The sequence below is a fragment of the Streptomyces roseochromogenus subsp. oscitans DS 12.976 genome, from assembly GCF_000497445.1.
Classification (GTDB): domain Bacteria; phylum Actinomycetota; class Actinomycetes; order Streptomycetales; family Streptomycetaceae; genus Streptomyces; species Streptomyces oscitans.
Genome location: NZ_CM002285.1, coordinates 5,706,768 through 5,726,480 on the forward strand (window position 1 = coordinate 5,706,768; position 19,713 = coordinate 5,726,480).

Sequence of the window (19,713 nt, forward strand, 5' to 3'; positions counted from 1 at the left end):
CATGCTTGAGCACGCCCCGACTCTCCAGCTGATCGGCGTGGTCGTCCTCGCCGTGGCCGCCGTCGCCTGGACCGTCGTCCTGATGCGCCTGCTGCGCCGCACGAGCCTCCAGACTCCCACGCGGCGCACCCCCACCGCTCTCCCGGCCCTGCCGCGCCAGCGGCGGATGGGCCCCGCTCTGGAGTCCGTCGAGCTGACCCCCGCCGAGCAGGACGCCTTCGCGGGCCTGGCACGGCAACTCGCCAACGGCTGACGACGAGAAAAGGCCCCGAACCCTCAAAGCGCCCTTCACGCCGGGCGCACACCGCTACGCGCGCTACCCCTGCCGCGCCGCGCGCCGTTCCATCGCGTCCCGGGCTGCGTCCTCCGACATGTACACCTCGCACATGTGCCGCCCGTCCGGCGTCGCCGTGTGCTCGACCTCCCACAGGGAGATCTCACGGTCGTCCGGCAGCAGGAACGCGTGCTCATACAGCGCGTAGCTCAGCCCCGCACGCCCGGCGCGCCCCGGGCGCCCGAACGCCTGCGTGATCTCGTGTGCGGTCGCGGTCGCCAGCAGTGCCGCCGTCTCCGCATCGGGCCGGTCTGGATTCTCCGCACGGCGCAGGAGCCGGCGCGCGTGGTCGGCCGAGTCATCGGAGGCGAACACGTGCCGGGGCTCCGGAATCGCCCACAGCCGCATCAGCGCGGGCAGCTCGAACTCCGGAGTGTCCGGCGACAGTCCGAGCCGCGCCGTGGCCGTCTGCAGCTCTTCCTCGTCGACGTACACCTCGTGCTCCGGGGCGGCGCCCGGCGTCGGGTTGTGTACGAGCTCCCACAGCGTGACCGCACTGCCGTCGGCGAGCAGCCAGGTGTGCCGGTACGTCTCCCGGTGCAGCCCCGCGCTGTGGTACGCCGAGTGCAGCGAACTGTCGTGCGCCAGCGCGCAGTCGAGCCGCCGTATCACGTCGTCGGGCAGCTCGAAGGAGTTCAGGGCGCGACCGAGGAGTCGCGCGAGATGCTCCTCCGGAGACTCGGGCGACTCGGCTGGTTCGTACGCTGCTGTCTCGTACGGAACGCTCAAGGCATCTCCCGGCGTTGCTGCATGTCACCTTGTGGGTGCATACCGTAGCCCCTCAGCCGGGCATCATGTCCGGGAACCGAGAAAACGTATGCCGGGAAAACGCGCGGGCCGCGCAAGAAGTTCCCGCGCGGCCCCACGTGGCGTCAAAAGCTGCCGTAAAAGCTCCCGTTCAGACGGCACTTCCGGCGGCCCAGGCGCTCCACGACATGTTCCAGCCGTTGAGCCCGTTGTCCGGAGCGACCGTCGTGTCGGGGGAGTTCTTCACGATCACAACGTCCCCGACGAGCGTGTTGTCGAAGAACCACTTGGCCGAGGTCGCCCCCTGCGCGCCCTGCACGTCCGCGAGGCCGATGCAGCCGTGGCTGGTGCCCTGCCGGCCGAACGGCGGGTCGCCCTTGCTGTACCAGTAGTTGCCGTGGATGAACGTCCCCGACGACGTCAGCCGCATCGCGTGCGGCACGTCCGGGATGTCGTACTCGCCGCCGAAGCCGACCGTCGAGCCGTTCATGCGGGTCTGCACGAACTTCTCGGAGATCACCATCTGCCCGTTGTACGTGGTGTGCTGCGCGCTGCCCGCGGAGATCGGCACCGACTTGATCGTCTTGCCGTCCCGCACCACCGTCATCGTCTGCGTGTTGGCGTCGACCGTGGAGACCTGCGACCGCCCGATGGTGAAGGAGACGGTCTTCTTCTGCACTCCGTAGACGCCCTTCGCGCCCTCGACCCCGTCCAGGTCGATCTTCATCGTGACTTTGGAACCGGCCTTCCAGTACTCCTGCGGCCGGAAATCCAGCCGCCGGTCCCCGAACCAGTGCCCCACCACCTGCTGACCACCACTGGAGTTGACCGTGATGTGCGACTGCACGGCCTTCTTGTCGCTGATCGACTTGTCGAACGTGAACGACACCGGCATACCCACTCCGACCGTGGCGCCGTTGTCCGGCGTGTAGGTGCCGATGAAGCTGTTCGCCGACGTGACGGTGGTGAAGATGGAATTGGCGGCCGCCGTACGCCCGTCCGCGTCCTTCGCGGTCGCACCTATCTCGTACTTCGTCCCGCGCTCCAGCTGCTCCTTCGGCTTCCAGCTGCTGCCGTCCGCCGATATCGCCCCGGTCACGGCCTGCCCCGTCCCCGCCACGGTCATCTTCACGTCGGTCAGCTTGCCGCCGCTGACCTTCACGCCGGTCGCGTTGATGGATGCGTCGGTCGAACCGTCCTTGGCCGAGATCACGATGTTCGCCGTCGACGTCTTGGGGGAGTCCTTGCCGTCGCTGGTCGCATTGGCGCTGCCACCACAAGCGGTCAGGGTGAGGGCGCCGACCATCAGGGCGGCACAGGCCCCCAGTGCGCGCCGCGCTGTAATGTCCGGCGTTGTCACGGGATGCTCCAGGTTCATGTGATGTGCGTGATCCGTTCCAGTGCGTGGAGAAAGAGGGCACTGGCGCCGGGGAAGGTTCCCTCCCGCTCCCGTGAACGCCATCACGTGACAAAACCGCGACAATTCGAGCCCGGCGGGGGAGTCCCGCCCCGGCCCTCAGCACGCCGCCGCCCCAACGCGGTCCGCCGCGCCGACCCTTGGGCGACGCGCGGGTGACGCGCGCACTGGTGAGGGCGCACCTCTGCGCCCTCACCACCCCTACCGCGCCCCGTACAACTCCCTGTATGACGGCCATGTCCCGCCCGGCCCGTCCACCGACTCGGCGGCGCGCACCCCCCGCACGATCGCGCGCGTCACGACATCCGCGCCGGCGGCAAGGATCTCATTGAGCCCCAACGGGTGCTCGGCGAGCGAGCGTGCACCGGTCGCCAGCGCGAACACCGTGTCCCCGTCGTGCAAGAGGTGCACCGGCCGAACGGCGCGCGCGATCCCGTCGTGCGCCGTGCCCGCCAGCTTCTGTGCCTGCGCTTTGGAGAGGTTCGCGTCGGTCGCGACCACCGCCAGCGTCGTGTTGAGCGGGGGCGGCGCCTTCCTGACGGCGGCTTCGTCGAGGCGCCGGCGCGCGGCCTCGTGCACGCTCTCCTCGGGATACTCCACCCGCCCCTGACACAACTCCCCGTACAGCGCCCCCGACTCGGGCTCGATCACCGACCCCGCAGCGTTCACGACCGCCAGCGCGGCCACGGTGATCCCCGAGTCGAGGACCGAGCTCGCGGTGCCCACCCCGCCCTTGATCTGTCCCGCCACGGCGCCCGCGCCGGCCCCGACGCACCCCTCCGGCACCCGCGCCCCAGGCGCAGTCTCCGCCGCGGCCTCCACCGCCGCGCGTCCCGTGCCCGCGTCCGGTCGCGCGCGGAAGTCTCCGCCGCGCCCCAGATCGAAGACGCACGCGGCGGGCACAACCGGCACGACGTGTGCCGGGTCCGTCCCCACCCGCACCCCGCGCCGCTGCTCCTCCAGCCAGGCCATCACACCGGACGCCGCGTCGAGCCCGTACGCGCTGCCGCCGGTCAGCACCACCGCATCGACCCGGTTCACGACGTTGCGCGGGTCGAGCGCGTCGGTCTCCTTGGTGCCGGGGCCGCCGCCGCGCACGTCCACAGCGACGACTGCGCCGTCGTCCGGAGCAAGAACGACCGTGGTGCCGGTGAGCCAGCCGTCCCCGCTGCGGGTGGCGTGCCCCACCCGCACTCCGGCGACGTCCGTGATTGCGTCAACTGTCATGGACGCCAGTCTCGCCCCTGCAGGCGCCGCTGAGGACTCAGGCGGCCGGCGCGGTGGCGCTCGCCGCGCGCTCCCGGCCGGTCATGCGCGCCGTCAGCGTCACTCCGGTCGCGACCGCGGCCGCGGACACGAGCCCCGCCGCGAGCACCGCCCAGTCGCCCAGGAAGGTGCAGCAGATCACCAGCAGCGCCGTGACCGGCAGCACCAGCTGCTGGGCGATGCCGACTTTGAAGTGCCTTGAGTGGAGCGCCCAGACGGTCAGCAGGTACAGCGCCGTGGGCAGCGTCACGGCTGCAGACGCGGACAGCGTGGAGATGTGGTTCTTGCCGACCGCGTGTTCGACGGCCACCTCCAGGCCGGCGCCGATCGCCGCGGCGGAGGCGAAGATCAGGTAGTGCCCGTAGCCCCACAGGAACGCCTGCCCGTTGGAGCGCAGATGGCCGTGGATGGGCACAACGAAGTAGATCCACCACGCGGAGAAGACGATCAGGAGCCCGCCCGCCGCGATCGGAAGCAACTCGCCCAGCGCATCGTGTTCGTCCACGGCCGACTTCACGGCGAAGGTTGCCGCGGAGATCGTCTCACCGAGCACGATGATGGTGAACAGGCCGTACCGTTCGGCGATGTGGTGGGGATGCCAGGCGGTCCCGTAGTTCTTCTCGGCGAACAGCGGCACGCACATTTCCACGATCGCCATCACGAGGAACACCCAGGGCCGCGCGGGCCCGGGCAACACCACCAGTCCGAGCCAGCCGACCAGGCACAGCAGCACACCGCACGCGTACCGCAACGCCATGGCTCTCTCGGCGCCCTCGGCTGATCTCGCGGCTCTCAGCCACTGCGCGGCCATCGCCAGCCGCATGATCAGGTAGCCGAGCCAGACCACCAGGTAGTCGTGACGCTGAAAGGCCTGGGAGATTCCGGCGGCCAGCACCAGGACACCGGCGATCTGCACCAGGGTGACGACCCGGTAGAGCGCGTCGTCGTTGTCGTACGCCGAGGCGAACCAGGTGAAGTTCATCCAGGCCCACCAGATGGCGAAGAACTGCATGGCGTAGTTGAGGATGCCGTCGCCCGCATGCCCCTCGGCGACGGCGTGCACCAGTTGCACACCCGCCTGCGCGATCGCCACGACGAAGCACAGGTCGAAGAAGAGCTCTAGCGGCGAGGAGACCCGGTGCGCCTCGTCGCGTCCGCGCGCGGTGAGCCGCCGCAGCGGTCCGGAGGATTGTGGTGCGCCCGGGGAGACGGGCGCCGGAGCGGAACTCGACGTCATGCCTCCCAGGACAGCAGAAAACCGCCTCCAAATCTTGTGAACGAATTCACAAACGAGGGAGGGTCCAAAGCCCCGAACGAACCCCCAGGTCAGGGTGCGCTTCTTTGCCTTGGACCGACGCGGGCCGGGACTTACGGGCATGGATCCGGGACCAACGCGGCGTCCGGGCCGTCTCTCACGGGCGTGCAATGGACTCGCAGCGACCCCCCGATGCGGAAGGTGCGGATCATGACCGCCACGCCTGCGGAAATCACCACGTTCCCCTTGCGGAAGATGCCGCGGGAACCGCTCCGACGCCCGTGGACGCCTGGACCGGCTTCCGGGGCGGACACCGGCGCGACACGTCCTGCTTCCTGGGCGTCCGCGCGACCGACGCGTTGCTGCGCGACACCGACATGGTCCTGCTCGACATCAAGCCCTCCGCCTGCGGCGAGCGCTCCGCCCGGACGCTCGGGCCAGGGCCGTACCCTTGAGGCATGAGCACCGCCCCCGAATCCGAGCCCAGCGATCCGAAGCCCGCGCTGGTCTTCGACGACCCGCTGGACCAGCAGTCCTCGGACGACACCGATCGCGGCTGGGGCGAGCGCACGGACGGCGACAGCGCCGCCGACCTGAAGCGCTTCCTCGACGAGAAGCCGCCCCACCACCTCTGAACCGTCCGCAGGAGCGCGGCTAGCGCTCGTCGTGCCCGGACCCGCGCTGCGCGACCAAGGCGTCGCGGATCTCCTTGAGCACCTCCAGCTCGGTCACCTCGATGGCCTCCTGCGTGCCCGCGCGCGCCTTCTTGCGGGCCTCCTGCCGTGCCAGATACTTGGACATCGGCAGCACCATCAGGAAGTACACCACCGTGGCCGTGATCACGAAGGTCAGGGCGGCGCCGAGCACGGAGCCCCACATCAGCTGGATGCCGTGCGTCCCCTTGCACGAGGGGCTGAGACACGTGCTGTAGTTGTCCAGGTTCTGTGTGCCGATCGCGCCGACCAGCGGGTTGATGATCCCTTTCACCACCGAGTTCACGATGTTCGTGAACGCGGCTCCGATGACCACCGCGACTGCCAGATCGACGACGTTGCCGCGCATCAGAAAGGCCTTGAAGCCCTGCCAGACGCTCGGTTCCTGCTTCGCGCTCACCTAGGGAACTCTCCTCGCATGCACAGGTTGTGGAACGAAACGCTCCGCAACCTACGGCACGGTGAGGCCATTGTGTCCAGTTCGATCGCTCGATCCAGCGACTTGACAGCAAGTCGCCGAGAAATTGTCCGAGTCGGTTCAGCACAGCGTCACCGCCAGGCGTGCCGTGGCGCTCGCGCCGACGAGCCGTGCCGCAGCGGCACGCGGCACCGACAACACGACCAGCGCCCCGCTCTCGGCTCCGCCCTCCACAGGCTCGGGCACCTTGGTCACCCGTACACCGCGCGCGAGCACCCGGGCGACGCCTCCGGCCGAGGGGTCCTCGGCGGCGATCACGTCGACGCGGTCACCGGGCCGTAGGAGCTGGACCGCGGCCGCATCGGCGATCCGCACCGGCGCCGCCACTGTCTCCACGGCCGAGTGCCGGCGTACGTGCTCTGTGACCGGGTGACCGCGGGCCTGTTCCGCGCGGTGCGGTTCGGGGGCGGTGTACGGTCCCGCGGCGACGAGCGCGGCCGCGGTCACCGCGAGGCCGGCCGCGATGGCCCGCCTGCGGTGCCGTACGAGCCGCTGCAGCTGGTAACGCCCCCCGCGTACGCGTACCGGAGGGAACTGCGGAACGTCACAGGTCGCGGGGGCGTCCGTGCCCAGCGGGCGCGGGAGCCGAAGGGGAGGGGGGAAAGGAGAGCGGTTGGGTGGGGCAGAAGAGCGAGAGTGCGGAGAAGGAGGAAAGGGACGAGAGGGCCAGGGCGAAGTCGGGGACGGATTCGAGGACGACGAGGACCGAGGCATGAGGATCACCGCCTGCGACGAGGATTTCGGCTTGCGATGCCACGATGAGGCCTCGCGCCGAACCCCGCCGGAGCCGGTGGATCACGGACGGGTTGTGGACAACTCGCCCACCCGAACGGGGAATTCCGCGTGGTTGCCCACCGGCTCGTCCGGTGTTTGTCCACAGGGTGTTTGTCCACAGGGTGCTTGTACACACCACCGCGGGAACTGCTCGCGCGTGCGTTACGGCAGCTCGAAGCCCGGATCCATCCCGCCGAGTGCGTTCACGCACAGACAGTCCCGCGCCCCGGTCTCCGGCAGTGCCGCCACGGCGTCGAACAGCACGCCGCGCAGCCGGTCCACGTTCGCGGCGAAGACCTGCAGCACCTCTTCGTGCGAGACACCCTCGCCGGTCTCGGCGCCGGCGTCCAGGTCGGTGACCAGGGTGAGCGACGTGTAGCACAGCTCCAGTTCCCGGGCGAGCGCCGCTTCGGGGTGACCGGTCATGCCCACGACCGACCAGCCCTGCGCCTGGTGCCACAACGATTCGGCGCGCGTCGAGAAGCGCGGCCCCTCGACCACGACCAGCGTGCCGCCATCCACCGGTTCCCAGTTCCGCCCCCGGGCAGCCTTCAGGGCGACCGTCCGTCCGGTGGGGCAGTACGGGTCGGCCATGGAGACGTGCACGACATTCGGCACCGTGCCGTCAGGCAGCGGCAACCCGTCGAAGTACGTCTGCGCCCGGGACTTCGTACGGTCCACGAACTGGTCCGGCACCAGCAGGGTGCCGGGGCCGTACTCGGGCCGCAGCCCGCCCACCGCGCAGGGGCCGAGAACCTGACGTACGCCGACGGAGCGGAGCGCCCACAGGTTGGCGCGGTAGTTGATGCGATGCGGCGGCAGGTGGTGGCCGCGGCCGTGCCGGGGCAGGAAGGCGACCCGCCGGCCGGCGATCTCGCCGAAGAAGAGGGAGTCGCTGGGCGGCCCGTACGGGGTGTCCACCTGGACCTCGGTCACGTGGTCGAGGAACGAGTAGAAGCCTGAACCACCGATTACGCCGATCTCTGCGTTCGCCATGACCAGCACACTAGCGGGCGGCAAAACAGCAGGGGAGCCGGTGCCGTTGAGCGCCGAAGACCCTGCCGTCGCACGACGGCAGGGTCCGGGGAAGAGATGTCAGGCCGCGGAGCTGCTGGCGGAGCTCGACGAGGACGGCTTGGAGTCGGATGAGGAGGAGCCGGCCGACGACGTGCTCGACGACTTCGACGCCGGGCTGCTGCTCGACGTGGAGCCGCGGGAGTCGTTGCGGTAGAAGCCGGAGCCCTTGAAGACGATGCCGACCGCGGAGAACACCTTCTTCAGGCGGCCACTGCAGTTGGGGCACTCGGTCAGGGCGTCATCGGTGAACTTCTGCACCGCCTCAAGGCCCTCGCCGCACTCGGTGCACTGGTACTGGTAGGTCGGCACTGTCTTCCTCCTGGCACTCTCACTCAATGAGTGCTAACGACGGTCCATAGTGACGCATTCCCGGGGATCAGTCCACCGTCACCGGCACGCGGTGACCGACGCCACGTGCGACGGTGCGGTTCTGCTGCCGTGCGACCAGCCTCGATCGCCGCGCCAGCAGGGTCGCCAGCGCGAGCACCGTGCCGGCCATCGGCACCAGGAATCCCGCGCCGCCCCACAGACGGTCCTCCAGCTGTCCGGCAACCGTGACGGCGGCCGCCTGCCCGAGTGCGACCGCGCCGGTCAGCCAGGTGAAGGCCTCCGTGCGGGCACCGGCCGGGACCAGGCTCTCGACCAGCGTGTAGCCGGTGATCAGCGCTGGCGCGATGCACATGCCGACCAGCAGGCCGAGCCCGGCGAGCAGCAGCACCGAGTGCGCCGTCCACAGGGCGGACGCGATGATCGCGAGCGCCGTGTAGCCGACGACCAGGCGGCGCTGGGGAGCGGTCTTCCAGGCGATGGCGCCGCAGACGATGCCGGACAGCATGTTTCCGGCGGCGAAGACGCCGTACAGGACGCCGTTCAGGCCGGGCTCGCCGATCGACTCCGTGAACGCCGCCAGCGACACCTGCATGCCGCCGAAGACGGACCCGATACCGAGGAAGGTCACGACCAGCACGCGCACGCCCGGCACGCGCAACGCGGAGGCGTGCTGCACGCGCGCGTGCCCGCTCTCACCGGTCACCGGCGGCTGCGTGCCCTTTTGCGCGGCGAACAGCAGACCGCCGACGAGGGTCAGCGCGCCCTCCGTGACCAGGCCTGCCGCCGGCGTCACGGTGGTGCACAGCGCGGTCGCCAGCAGCGGACCGAAGACGAAGGTGAGCTCGTCCGTGACCGACTCGAACGCCGCCGCGGTGGTCATCAGGGGTGAGCCCTGCAGCTTCACGCCCCAGCGCGCACGCACCATGGGGCCGACCTGCGGCACCGAGGCGCCGGTCGGGACGGCCGCCAGGAACAGCGCCCACAGGGGTGCGTGCGCCAGCGCGAGCGCCGTCAGCGACAGGCCCGACACCGTGTGCACCAGAACGCCGGGCATCAGCACGGCGCGCTGGCCGTAGCGATCGGCGAGGCGGCCGCTGTACGGCGCGAACAGCGCCATGGAGACACCGGTGACGGCTGCGGTGGCGCCTGCGGCGCCGTACGAGCCGGTGGTGTGCTGCACCAGCAGCACGATGGAGATGGTGAGCATCGCGAACGGCTGGCGTGCCGCGAAGCCGGGGAGCAGGAAGGTCCAGGCGCCGCGGGTGCGCAGCAGCTGTCCGTATCCCGGGCGGGACGAGACCGGGGAGGTCTTCTCCGGTTCGGTGGTGGTGACCGTGGATACCACGGCCCGTGCCTTTCTGCCGCCTGGTAGCGCGGGCCTGGAGTGGGCCAAGGCGCCGAGAGCTGTCCTCTTGCGCGGACTGCGGTAGATGCCGGCGCCCACTGCGGGTGGGGGCGGTGCGGCCGCCATACGGTCGCGCCAGCTCTGCGTCAGGCAGAGTTGGTTCGATCAGGGTGCCCTTCATGGTACAGGGAACACTGCCTTCCCTGTCTGTGAAAACGAGCACCATGGGCGTGAGCACCTGGGAATTCACGGGACGTGAACCCTGAGATCAGGATATGAACCCTGAGGGAAGACCTCCTAACGCGAACTGCCTGCCCCGTTCGCCCCCAGCCAGCCCGCCAGCTTGCCGCCGTGGGCGACTGCGCGCAGGCGTCGCTCCGCCGCGTCGCGCACCGGGTCGGTGGCGACGACGAGCAGCTCGTCGCCCTGGCGCAGCACCGTCGTGGGCAGCGGAACAAACGATTTTTCTTCGCGGACGACGAGGGTGACGGCGGCGCCGGGCGGCAGGCGCAGCTCGCTGACTTCCACGCCGTGCATCCGGGAGCGCTCGGGGACCGAGATGGACAGCAGGTGCCCGCGAAGCCGCTCCAGGGGCGCCGACTCGATGCCGAGGTCGGAGGCCTCGCCCTCCTCGCCCAGGCGCAGCTTGCGCGCCAGCCACGGCAGGGTCGGCCCTTGGACGAGGGTGTAGACGACGACCAGGACGAAGACGATGTTGAAGATGCGACGGCTGTCGGCGACGCCGTTCACCATCGGGATGGTGGCCAGAATGATGGGCACGGCGCCACGCAGGCCGGCCCAGGACATCAGCGTCTGCTCCTGCCACGGCACGCGGAACGGCGCCAGGCTGAACACGACGCTCAGCGGGCGGGCCACCATGGTCAGGATCAGCCCGATGATGAGAGCGGGCCAGACGTCGTCGCCCAGCTCGTGTGGGGTGACCAGCAGGCCGAGCAGGACGAACATGCCGATCTGGGCGATCCAGCCGAGCCCCTCGGCGAAGCCGCGTGTTGCCGGCCAGTGCGGAAGCTTGGCGTTGCCGAGAACCATCGAGGCCAGGTAGACGGCCAGGAAGCCGCTGCCGTGCGCCAGGGCGCCGGCGGCGTACGCGGTCACGGCGATCGCCATGACCGCGATCGGGTAGAGGCCGGAGGCGGGCAGGGCCACGTGCTTGAGCCCCCAGGAGCCGAACCAGCCCACCGCGAGCCCTATGGCCGCGCCGATGGCCAGCTCCAGGGCTATCTCGCCCAGCAGGACGTACCAGTGCTCGACCGGGCCGGCCGTGGAGAAGGCGACGACCAGGATGACCACCGGGGCGTCGTTGAAGCCTGACTCCGCCTCCAGCGTGCCCGTCACGCGCGCGGGGAGCGGAACTTTGCGCAGCACCGAGAAGACCGCCGCCGCGTCCGTCGACGACACCACCGCGCCGATGATGAGCGCCTGCCGCCACTCCAGCCCGACCAGGTAGTGCGCGCCGGCCGCGGTGACACCCACGCTGACGGCGACGCCGAGGGTCGCCAGGACCGAGGCGGACGACAGGACCGGCTTGATCTCCTTCCACTTCGTGCCGAGACCACCCTCGGCGAGGATCACGACCAGGGCCGCGTACCCCATGACCTGGGTCGCCGCGGCGCTGTTGAAGTGGATTTCGCCGAGGCCGTCCTGGCCCATCAGGACGCCGATCGCCAGGTAGACGAGCAGGCTGGGGAGCCCGCTGCGGGAGGAGATCCGCACGGCCGCGACGGCGACGAGCAGGACCACGGAGCAGACGAGCAAGAGCTGGTTGAGGTGGTGAACAGTCAGCAGCGGTTCCCTTCCTTGGCTCGCGCGCCGGCGCGCGAGCTCACGTACACAAGACCCGAGGCTGCGGCGCACCGCACCCAAGTACTTCGTTACCTTACCTAAGTCTTGACACTTTCTTGACGCTCGTGGGGGCAAGATCGAACGCTCGTGCGCGCTGGTTCCCCACTCCGCGTCAAGCGGCGCAGGGCCCTGCGCCTATGGTTGCTCCAGCGCTCATTCAAAGTCACAGCCCGACCTGCCGCTCGCGTTAGGACAGCAAGGACAGCGATGCCCCCCAACACCACCGCCACAACGGGTGACAAGCCCGCCGAGTCCGGCAGGAAGAAGGGGCGCAAAGCCCGATTGATCGTGCTGGTACTGGTACTGGCCATCATCGGAGGCATCGCCTACGGCGCGTACTGGTCGATCAGCACCGTCCGTGCCTCCTTCCCGCAGACCAAGGGCTCGATCACGCTCGACGGCCTGTCGGGGCCGGTCGACGTCAAGCGGGACGGCAACGGCATCCCGCAGATCTACGCGTCCTCTGACGAGGACCTGTTCATGGCGCAGGGCTACGTGCAGGCGCAGGACAGGTTCTACGAGATGGACGTGCGCCGGCACATGACGTCCGGGCGCCTGTCGGAGATGTTCGGCAAGGGCCAGGTCAAGAACGATGAGTTCCTGCGCACCCTCGGCTGGGACCGGATCGCCGAGCAGGAGTACGACACCAAGCTGTCGGCCTCCACGAAGAAGTACCTCCAGGCGTACGCCAAGGGAGTCAACGCCTACCTTCAGGGCAAGGACGGCAAGGACATCTCCCTCGAGTACGCCGCTCTGGGCTTCACCAACGACTACAAGCCGGAGAAGTGGACCCCGGTCGACTCCGTCTCCTGGCTGAAGGCGATGGCCTGGGACCTGCGCGGCAACATGCAGGACGAGATCGACCGCGCGCTGATGACCAGCCGGCTCGGCCCGCAGCAGATCCAGGATTTGTACCCGGAGTACCCGTACAGCCGCAACAAGCCGATCGTCCAGGAGGGCCAGTACAACCAGCTGACCAAGTCCTTCCGGCAGAGCGGCGGCACGGGCACCTCTCAGGGCACCGGCACGACGGGCGCGACCGGTAAGGCCGGCGGCGCCACAAGCGCCTCTGGGGCCACGAAGGGCGCGACCAGCTCCTCCGCCTCGTCCACGACCGGATCGACGCTCACAAGCCAGCTGGCGGGCCTCTACAACGTCCTGGACAATGTCCCGACCGCCGTCGGCGTGAACGGCCAGGGCATCGGCTCCAACTCCTGGGTGGTGTCCGGGAAGTACACCATCACCAAGAAGCCGCTGCTCGCCAACGACCCGCACCTGTCGGCGTCGCTCCCGTCCGTCTGGTACCAGATGGGCCTGCACTGCCGCAGCGTCTCCAGCACATGCCAGTACGACGTGACCGGCTACACCTTTGCCGGCATGCCCGGTGTGATCATCGGTCACAATGCCGGCATCGCCTGGGGCATGACCAACTCCGAGGTCGACGTTACCGACCTCTACCTGGAGAAGGTGAGCGCGAACGGCTACCTGTACGACGGCAAGGTCCGGCCGTTCAAGACCCGCGAGGAGACCATCAAGGTCGCCGACGGCACGTCCAAGACGATCGTCGTGCGCCAGACCCAGGACGGCATGCCACTGCTGTCCGACCGCGACGACGAACTCGTCCAGGTCGGCAAGCGAGCCACGGTCAACACCGCCGCCCCCGACCGCGGCGACGGTTACGGCATCGCCCTGAGGTGGACCGCGCTGGACCCGGGCACCTCCATGGACGCCATCTTCGCCATCGACAGGGCGGCCGACTGGAGCGAGTTCCGCCAGGCCGCCGCCCTCTTCGACGTGCCCTCGCAGAACCTGGTCTACGCCGACACCGACGGCCACATCGGCTACACGCTGCCCGGCAAGATCCCCACCCGCTCCGCCGCCGACGATGGCTCCATCCCCGCGCCCGGCTGGGACTCGAAGTACCGCTGGACGGGCTTCATCAAGCAGAACGAGCTCCCCTACGAGTTCGATCCCGAGCGCGGCTACATCGTCACCGCCAACCAGGCCGTGGTCGACAAGGGCAAGTACCCGTACACGCTCACCACGGACTGGGGCTACGGCACCCGCAGTCAGCGCATCACCGACCTGATCGAGTCCAAGATCAAGGACGGCGGCAAGATCTCCACCGACGACATGCGGCAGATGCAGCTGGACAACAGCAGTGAGATCGCCAAGCTCCTGGTGCCCAGGCTGCTGAAGATCAACCTCGACGACAAGAACGTGCGCGAGGCGCAGAAGCTGCTTGAGGGCTGGGACTACACCCAGGACGCCGACTCCGCGGCGGCCGCCTACTTCAACGCCGTCTGGCGCAACATCCTCAAGCTCGCCTTCGGCAACAAGCTCCCCAAGGAGCTGCGCGTCGACGGACAGTGCCTGTCTGTCCCCAAGATCAACAGCACTGGCCCGGTCGACGACAACACCAAGGTGCGCGAGTGCGGCGAGCGCGACACCGACCAGGCGCAGCCGGATGGCGGCGACCGCTGGTTCGAGGTCGTGCGCACCCTGATGGACAAGCCGGACAGCGACTGGTGGAAGACGCCCAAGTCGGGCACCCGTCCGGCCGCGAACAACGTGGACCAGCTCTTCGCGCGCGCCATGATCGACGCCCGCTGGGAGCTGACCGCCAAGCTCGGCAAGGACATCGACACCTGGAGCTGGGGCCGGCTGCACCGCCTGTTCCTGAAGAACCAGACACTCGGCACCGACGGCCCCACGGTCCTGCAGTACATCCTCAACCGCGGCCCCTGGAAGCTCAGCGGCGGCGAGGCCACGGTGAACGCGACCGGCTGGAACGCCGCCGGCGGCTACAACGTCGTCTGGGTGCCGTCCATGCGGATGGTCGTCAACCTCGCCGACCTCGACAAGTCCAAGTGGATCAACCTGACCGGCGCCTCCGGGCACGCCTTCAGTGCGCACTACACGGACCAGACGAGCCTGTGGGCCAAGGGCGAGCTGCTGCCCTGGTCGTTCTCGGACAAGGCGGTCGACCAGAGCACGAGCGACACACTCGTCCTCAAGCCGTGAGCCACTGACGACACGGCACGGGAAGCGGCCCTCCACACGCACGCGTGGAGGGCCGTTTCGTCGTACGGGGCAGTGCCGTATCGATGGCGCGTTGTGCTGTCGGCTGACGCAGCGGGGCGTGGGCGCTCGGTCAGGCGCTCGGGAAGCGGCGCACGCCGGAGGGCGTCACCACCGCGTGCACTGGTTTGTCGTGCGCCTCCGCCGGGACGTGCGCGACGACCTCCGTGTCGTACAGCAGCACCACGAGCCGGGGGTGTGCGCCCGCGCGCTCCAGACGAGCCAGTGCGCGGTCGTACGACCCTCCGCCGCGCCCCAGGCGCATCCCACGCGCGTCGACCGCGAGCCCAGGCAGCAGGACGACGTCCGCGGCTGTGACGGCGTCCGGGCCGAGACGCGTCCCGGAGGGCTCGAAAAGCGCCATTTTCCCGCCGTGTTGGACCTGCGCGAGGGAGCCCGGGCCGGCGTATTCGCCCCAGTCCAGGTCGTTGTCGGGCAGGAGCGCGGGGAGCAGGACCCGCACGCCCCGCGCGCGCAGCGCGTCCAGCAGCGCCGACGTGCCGGGCTCGCTCCCCACGGAGACGTACGCCGCCACCGTGCGCGCATGCGCCAGCTCGGCCAGCTCCAGTGCACGCTCCGCCAGCGCGCGCCCTGTCGCGTCGACGTCATCCTGCGTCAACCTGTTCCTCACCGAGAGGAACTCCCGCCGCAACATGCGCTTGTCAGGCTGGCTCGTGCGTCCGATGTGTTCCACGGGTCGTTCTCGCGTCCTTCTTGATTGTTCAATGCAGTCATAAAGGGTCAACCAATCGGAGCCACAGTTTTCCGACAAAGGCACCGGATATGGTGGCGGGCATGACTCAGTCGCACCCCAGGATCAGCAAGGCTGTCATTCCCGCGGCGGGCCTCGGCACTCGGTTCCTGCCGGCTACCAAAGCCACTCCCAAGGAGATGCTGCCGGTCGTCGACAAGCCCGCGATCCAGTACGTGGTCGAGGAGGCCGTGTCGGCGGGTCTAGACGACGTCCTCATGATCACCGGGCGCAACAAGCGTCCGCTCGAGGACCACTTCGACCGCAACTACGAGCTGGAATCGGCGCTCCAGAAGAAGGGCGACGCCGAGCGGCTGGCGAAGGTGCGGGAGTCCAGCGACCTGGCGACCATGCACTACGTGCGTCAGGGCGACCCCAGGGGACTCGGGCACGCCGTGCTGTGCGCTGCCCCGCACGTCGGCCACGAGCCTTTCGCGGTGCTCCTGGGCGACGATCTGATCGACCCGCGCGACCCGCTCCTCCAGCGCATGATCGACGTACAGGAGCAGCACGGCGGCAGCGTGATCGCCCTCATGGAGGTCGCGCCCGAGCAGATCTACCTCTACGGCTGCGCGGCCGTGGAGGCGACCGCCGACGGCGACGTCGTCAAGGTGACCGGGATGGTCGAGAAGCCGGATCCGGCGGACGCCCCGTCGAACTACGCGATCATCGGCCGCTATGTCCTGGACCCGCACATCTTCGACATACTGCGCAAGACCGAGCCGGGCCGCGGCGGAGAGATCCAGCTCACCGACGCCCTCCAGCAGCTCGCCGTGGACGAGAAGGTCGGCGGACCGGTGCACGGCGTCGTCTTCAAGGGCCGCCGCTATGACACCGGCGACCGTGGCGACTATCTGCGTGCCATTGTCAGACTCGCGTGCGAACGTGAAGACCTGGGCCCGGACTTCCGGACCTGGCTTCGCAGTTACGTAGCCGAGGAGATGCAGCAATCTTGAGCAGCGCCGCGACCCGCCCCGCCGGCCCGGACCACCTGTGGTCGGTGGACGAGCACCTGGAGGACATCCTCGAGACCGTCCGCCCCCTCGAACCCATCGAGCTGCAGCTGCTCGATGCCCAGGGCTGCGTCCTGGTCGAAGACGTCACGGTGCCGGTGTCCCTGCCGCCTTTCGACAACAGCTCCATGGACGGGTACGCGGTGCGGATCGCGGACGTCGCGGGCGCCAGCGAAGAGTTCCCGGCCGTCCTGGAGGTCGTGGGCGATGTCGCGGCGGGCGCGGCCGACCTGGTCCGGGTCGGCCCCGGCCAGGCCGCCCGCATCATGACCGGCGCCCCGCTGCCCCCAGGCGCCGAGGCCGTGGTCCCCGTCGAGTGGACCGACGGCGGGCTCGGCGAGGGTCCGGTGAGCGGCATGCGGGCCCGCAGCCTGGCCCCCGAGGGCGCCGAGGGGCACGTGCGCGTGCACCGCCCCGCCGAGGCACGCGCGCACGTGCGCGCCAAGGGCAGCGATGTGAAGGCCGGTGACCGCGCCTTGGAGGCCGGGACCGTCCTCGGCCCACCGCAGATCGCACTGCTGGCCGCAATCGGCCGCGGCACGGTACGCGTGCGCCCGCGTCCGCGCGTGGTCGTCCTGTCCACGGGCAGCGAACTCGTCCAGCCCGGCGAGGAACTGGCCCGCGGCCAGATCTACGACTCCAACAGCTTCGCCCTCACCGCCGCCGCGCGGGACGCCGGCGCCATCGCCTACCGGGTGGGCGCCGTCGTCGATGACGCCGAGACCCTCCGCGCCACCATCGAGGACCAGCTCGTCCGCGCCGACCTGCTGGTGACCACGGGCGGGGTGAGCGTCGGGGCGTACGACGTCGTCAAGGAGGCGCTGTCGCACGTAGGCGACGAGGACGAGGCGGGCGGCGGCGTGGAGTTCCGCAAGCTCGCCATGCAGCCTGGCAAGCCGCAGGGCTTCGGCTCCGTCGGCCCCGACCACACACCGCTGCTGGCTCTGCCGGGTAACCCGGTGTCGTCGTACGTCTCCTTCGAGCTGTTCGTCCGTCCAGCCATCCGCGCCCTGATGGGCCTCACGGACGTGAACCGGCCCCGGGCCCGGGCCACCCTGAAGGCGGACAAGGCGCTGCGCTCGCCCAAGGGGCGTCGGCAGTTCCTGCGCGGTACGTACGGCGACGGCGAGGTGGCCCCCGTCGGCGGTTCCGGCTCGCATCTGATCGCGGCGCTGGCGCACGCCGACGCGCTGATCGTCGTCCCCGAGGACGTGGAGTCCGTCGATCCCGGAGCCGAGGTGGAGGTCGTGCTGCTCGGCTGAGGCACGCGTGCGTGCGCGGGCGCCAAGCCCCACAGGGGTCCTGGGCCGGTGCCTGCGCGGACATGGCGGTACCGTGTCGCGCACAACAGGCCCGTGCACCGCACTGTGACGGGCCCGGACCGGGAGCGGCACACAGCATGAGTACGCAGGACGGACTGACACACATCGATGAGGCGGGCGCTGCTCGCATGGTCGACGTATCCGAGAAGGACGTGAGCGCGCGCACCGCCCGGGCCAGTGGGCGCGTCCTCGTCTCACCTCGCGTGGTCGAGCTGCTGCGCGGCGAGGGAGTGCCCAAGGGGGATGCCCTCGCCACCGCGCGCATCGCCGGCATCATGGGTGCCAAGCGCACCCCGGACCTGATCCCGCTGTGCCACCCATTGTCAGTGTCTGGTGTGAAACTGGATCTGTCGGTCGCGGACGACGCCGTGGAGATCCAGGCCACCGTGAAGACGACGGACCGTACGGGCGTCGAGATGGAGGCCCTCACCGCCGTGACGGTCGCCGCGCTCACCGTGATCGACATGGTCAAGGCGGTCGACAAGGGAGCGGTCATCACGGACGTGCGGGTGGAGGAGAAGACGGGCGGCAAGTCGGGCGACTGGAGCCGGACATGACCTACCGCGCTCTGGTGGTCACCGCCTCCAACAGGGCTGCCGCGGGAGTCTACGAGGACAAGGGCGGCCCCTTGATCGCCGACGGCCTGAAGGGCTTCGGATTCGACGTCGACGGCCCTCAGGTCGTTCCAGACGGGGACCCCGTGGAGGCGGCCCTGCGCGCGGGGGCCGACGCCGGGTACGACGCCATCGTCACCACCGGCGGCACCGGGATCTCGCCCACCGACCGCACGCCCGAGGCGACCCGTGCGGTGATCGACCGCGAGGTGCCGGGCATCGCGGAGGCCATCCGGGCGTTCGGGCGGGAGAAGGTCCCGACAGCGGCGCTCTCGCGAGGCCTGGCCGGGGTGGCCGGGCGGACCCTGATCGTCAATCTGCCGGGCTCCACGGGCGGGGTGAAGGACGGCCTCGCCGTGCTGGAGCCCCTGCTGATCCACGCCGTCGACCAGATCCGCGGCGGCGACCACCCCAGACCCAGTAGCGGGGGTGCGAACTGAACAGCCCATCCTGGCCCGTCGTGCTGGCGGACGGCGACGTCGTCCTCCGGCCGATAAGGCTGCGCGACCAGCGGGCCTGGCGCGAGGTGAACCGGCGCAACAGGGACTGGCTGCGCCCCTGGGAGGCGACCATCCCGCCGCCCACACCGAGCGGACCGATCGCGCACCGGCCGACCTACCGCCAGATGGTCCGGCACTTGCGTTCCGAGGCCAACGCGGGCCGGATGCTGCCGTTCGTCATCGAATACCAGGGGCGGCTCGTCGGGCAGTTGACTGTCGCGGGGATCACCTGGGGATCGATGTGCTCGGGGCATATCGGCTACTGGGTGGACGAGGCGGTGGCCGGGCGCGGGGTGATGCCGGCGGCTGTCGCGCTCGTGGTGGACCACTGTTTCCACACCGTCGGGCTGCACCGCATCGAGGTCTGCATTCGTCCCGAGAACCGGCCCAGCCGCCGGGTCGTGGAGAAACTCGGATTTCGTGAGGAGGGGCTCCGGCCCCGTTATCTCCACATCGACGGGGCCTGGCGCGACCACCTGGTCTTCGCGCTCACCGCGGAAGAGGTGCCCGACGGGTTGCTCGCGCGGTGGAAGCGGGCACGCTCTCAGGGAGAGCGGCGCACCGGGCGTGCGGACGACGGAGAGGGTGCGAGTGGTGCTTCGGGGGCGCCGGGCGCATCCGGCCCGGCGCGCAATCCGTAGAACACGCCGGGGAATCCCGCCCAGCCCTCGGAAATTGAATATATGTTCGAAATTGATCGAGTGTTGACCGTCTCGGGGTGCTGAATTCGCGGCTGTGGCAGCCCGTTGATCGCATCGATCGCAAAAAATGCTGGAAATATCAGCCAGATCGTGCGACACACCGGCCCAATTGGCGGATGGCCCCGCGCAAAC

Annotated in this window: 20 protein-coding genes; 9 read left to right on the forward strand and 11 right to left on the reverse strand. The window is 69.6% G+C overall.

Annotated features, from left to right (window positions below; all coding sequences use genetic code 11):
• Window position 1: 1 nt before the first annotated feature.
• Entirely contained in the window at window positions 2–253 is a 252-nt protein-coding gene (locus M878_RS74335) for a hypothetical protein (protein ID WP_023549860.1), read from the forward strand.
• A gap of 63 nt (window positions 254–316) precedes the next feature.
• Here M878_RS74335 and M878_RS74340 read toward each other — a convergent pair whose 3' ends face one another.
• The 4 genes from M878_RS74340 to M878_RS74355 form a co-directional block, all read right to left on the reverse strand.
• Entirely contained in the window at window positions 317–1,063 is a 747-nt protein-coding gene (locus M878_RS74340) for a DUF6227 family protein (protein ID WP_023549861.1), read from the reverse strand.
• A gap of 169 nt (window positions 1,064–1,232) precedes the next feature.
• Complete coding sequence (locus M878_RS74345) at window positions 1,233–2,441, reverse strand: L,D-transpeptidase (RefSeq protein WP_031225687.1); 1,209 nt, start codon at window positions 2,439–2,441, stop codon at window positions 1,233–1,235.
• Window positions 2,442–2,699: 258 nt separating this feature from the next.
• The gene (locus M878_RS74350; RefSeq protein WP_023549863.1) at window positions 2,700–3,725 is read right to left on the reverse strand and encodes a P1 family peptidase; all 1,026 of its coding nucleotides are present in this window, start codon (window positions 3,723–3,725) and stop codon (window positions 2,700–2,702) included.
• Window positions 3,726–3,762: 37 nt separating this feature from the next.
• Complete coding sequence (locus tag M878_RS74355) at window positions 3,763–5,001, reverse strand: low temperature requirement protein A (protein ID WP_023549864.1); 1,239 nt, start codon at window positions 4,999–5,001, stop codon at window positions 3,763–3,765.
• Between the two features lie 299 nt (window positions 5,002–5,300).
• On the opposite strand from M878_RS74355, the gene M878_RS000000101105 reads away from it, so the two are divergent.
• Together M878_RS000000101105 and M878_RS96655 are read left to right on the forward strand one after the other, a co-directional pair.
• Entirely contained in the window at window positions 5,301–5,474 is a 174-nt protein-coding gene (locus tag M878_RS000000101105) for a hypothetical protein (RefSeq protein ID WP_023549865.1), read from the forward strand.
• Between the two features lie 3 nt (window positions 5,475–5,477).
• Window positions 5,478–5,654 carry a hypothetical protein gene (locus M878_RS96655; RefSeq protein ID WP_023549866.1) on the forward strand — a complete coding sequence of 59 codons (177 nt, stop codon included), beginning with the start codon at window positions 5,478–5,480 and terminating at the stop codon, window positions 5,652–5,654.
• Between the two features lie 19 nt (window positions 5,655–5,673).
• Here the strand turns inward: M878_RS96655 and mscL are convergent, their stop codons facing one another.
• The 6 genes from mscL to M878_RS74385 form a co-directional block, all read right to left on the reverse strand.
• On the reverse strand, window positions 5,674–6,132 hold the full coding sequence (gene mscL, locus M878_RS74360; RefSeq protein WP_023549867.1) for a large conductance mechanosensitive channel protein MscL: 459 nt from the start codon (window positions 6,130–6,132) through the stop codon (window positions 5,674–5,676).
• A 138-nt stretch (window positions 6,133–6,270) separates the two neighbouring features.
• Complete coding sequence (locus tag M878_RS74365; RefSeq protein ID WP_245238200.1) at window positions 6,271–6,924, reverse strand: RcpC/CpaB family pilus assembly protein; 654 nt, start codon at window positions 6,922–6,924, stop codon at window positions 6,271–6,273.
• 222 nt (window positions 6,925–7,146) lie between these two features.
• A complete protein-coding gene (locus M878_RS74370; protein WP_023549870.1) occupies window positions 7,147–7,980 on the reverse strand; it encodes an S-methyl-5'-thioadenosine phosphorylase in 834 nt (277 codons plus the stop codon).
• Window positions 7,981–8,079: 99 nt separating this feature from the next.
• Window positions 8,080–8,370 (reverse strand): FmdB family zinc ribbon protein, encoded by a 291-nt coding sequence (locus M878_RS74375; RefSeq protein ID WP_023549871.1) that lies wholly within the window; start codon window positions 8,368–8,370, stop codon window positions 8,080–8,082.
• A 67-nt stretch (window positions 8,371–8,437) separates the two neighbouring features.
• Window positions 8,438–9,736 carry an MFS transporter gene (locus M878_RS74380; RefSeq protein ID WP_023549872.1) on the reverse strand — a complete coding sequence of 433 codons (1,299 nt, stop codon included), beginning with the start codon at window positions 9,734–9,736 and terminating at the stop codon, window positions 8,438–8,440.
• Between the two features lie 297 nt (window positions 9,737–10,033).
• Window positions 10,034–11,611, reverse strand: a complete 1,578-nt coding sequence (locus M878_RS74385; protein ID WP_051430116.1) for a potassium/proton antiporter — start codon at window positions 11,609–11,611, stop codon at window positions 10,034–10,036.
• A 195-nt stretch (window positions 11,612–11,806) separates the two neighbouring features.
• On the opposite strand from M878_RS74385, the gene M878_RS74390 reads away from it, so the two are divergent.
• Window positions 11,807–14,623, forward strand: coding sequence for a penicillin acylase family protein (locus M878_RS74390; RefSeq protein ID WP_023549874.1), 2,817 nt, complete (start codon window positions 11,807–11,809; stop codon window positions 14,621–14,623).
• A gap of 130 nt (window positions 14,624–14,753) precedes the next feature.
• Here the strand turns inward: M878_RS74390 and M878_RS74395 are convergent, their stop codons facing one another.
• Complete coding sequence (locus M878_RS74395; protein ID WP_078630660.1) at window positions 14,754–15,335, reverse strand: 5-formyltetrahydrofolate cyclo-ligase; 582 nt, start codon at window positions 15,333–15,335, stop codon at window positions 14,754–14,756.
• Between the two features lie 140 nt (window positions 15,336–15,475).
• On the opposite strand from M878_RS74395, the gene galU reads away from it, so the two are divergent.
• From galU to M878_RS74420, 5 genes are all read left to right on the forward strand, one after another.
• On the forward strand, window positions 15,476–16,387 hold the full coding sequence (galU, locus tag M878_RS74400; protein ID WP_031225695.1) for a UTP--glucose-1-phosphate uridylyltransferase GalU: 912 nt from the start codon (window positions 15,476–15,478) through the stop codon (window positions 16,385–16,387).
• Window positions 16,384–17,706, forward strand: coding sequence for a molybdotransferase-like divisome protein Glp (gene glp / locus M878_RS74405; RefSeq protein WP_023549877.1), 1,323 nt, complete (start codon window positions 16,384–16,386; stop codon window positions 17,704–17,706). Before galU ends, glp begins: the two co-directional genes overlap by 4 nt.
• A 137-nt stretch (window positions 17,707–17,843) precedes the next feature.
• Window positions 17,844–18,323, forward strand: coding sequence for a cyclic pyranopterin monophosphate synthase MoaC (moaC, locus tag M878_RS74410; protein WP_031225696.1), 480 nt, complete (start codon window positions 17,844–17,846; stop codon window positions 18,321–18,323).
• Window positions 18,320–18,820, forward strand: a complete 501-nt coding sequence (locus tag M878_RS74415) for a MogA/MoaB family molybdenum cofactor biosynthesis protein (protein WP_023549879.1) — start codon at window positions 18,320–18,322, stop codon at window positions 18,818–18,820. Before moaC ends, M878_RS74415 begins: the two co-directional genes overlap by 4 nt.
• 20 nt (window positions 18,821–18,840) lie before the next feature.
• Window positions 18,841–19,521 (forward strand): GNAT family N-acetyltransferase, encoded by a 681-nt coding sequence (locus M878_RS74420; protein WP_023549880.1) that lies wholly within the window; start codon window positions 18,841–18,843, stop codon window positions 19,519–19,521.
• Window positions 19,522–19,713: the final 192 nt, after the last annotated feature.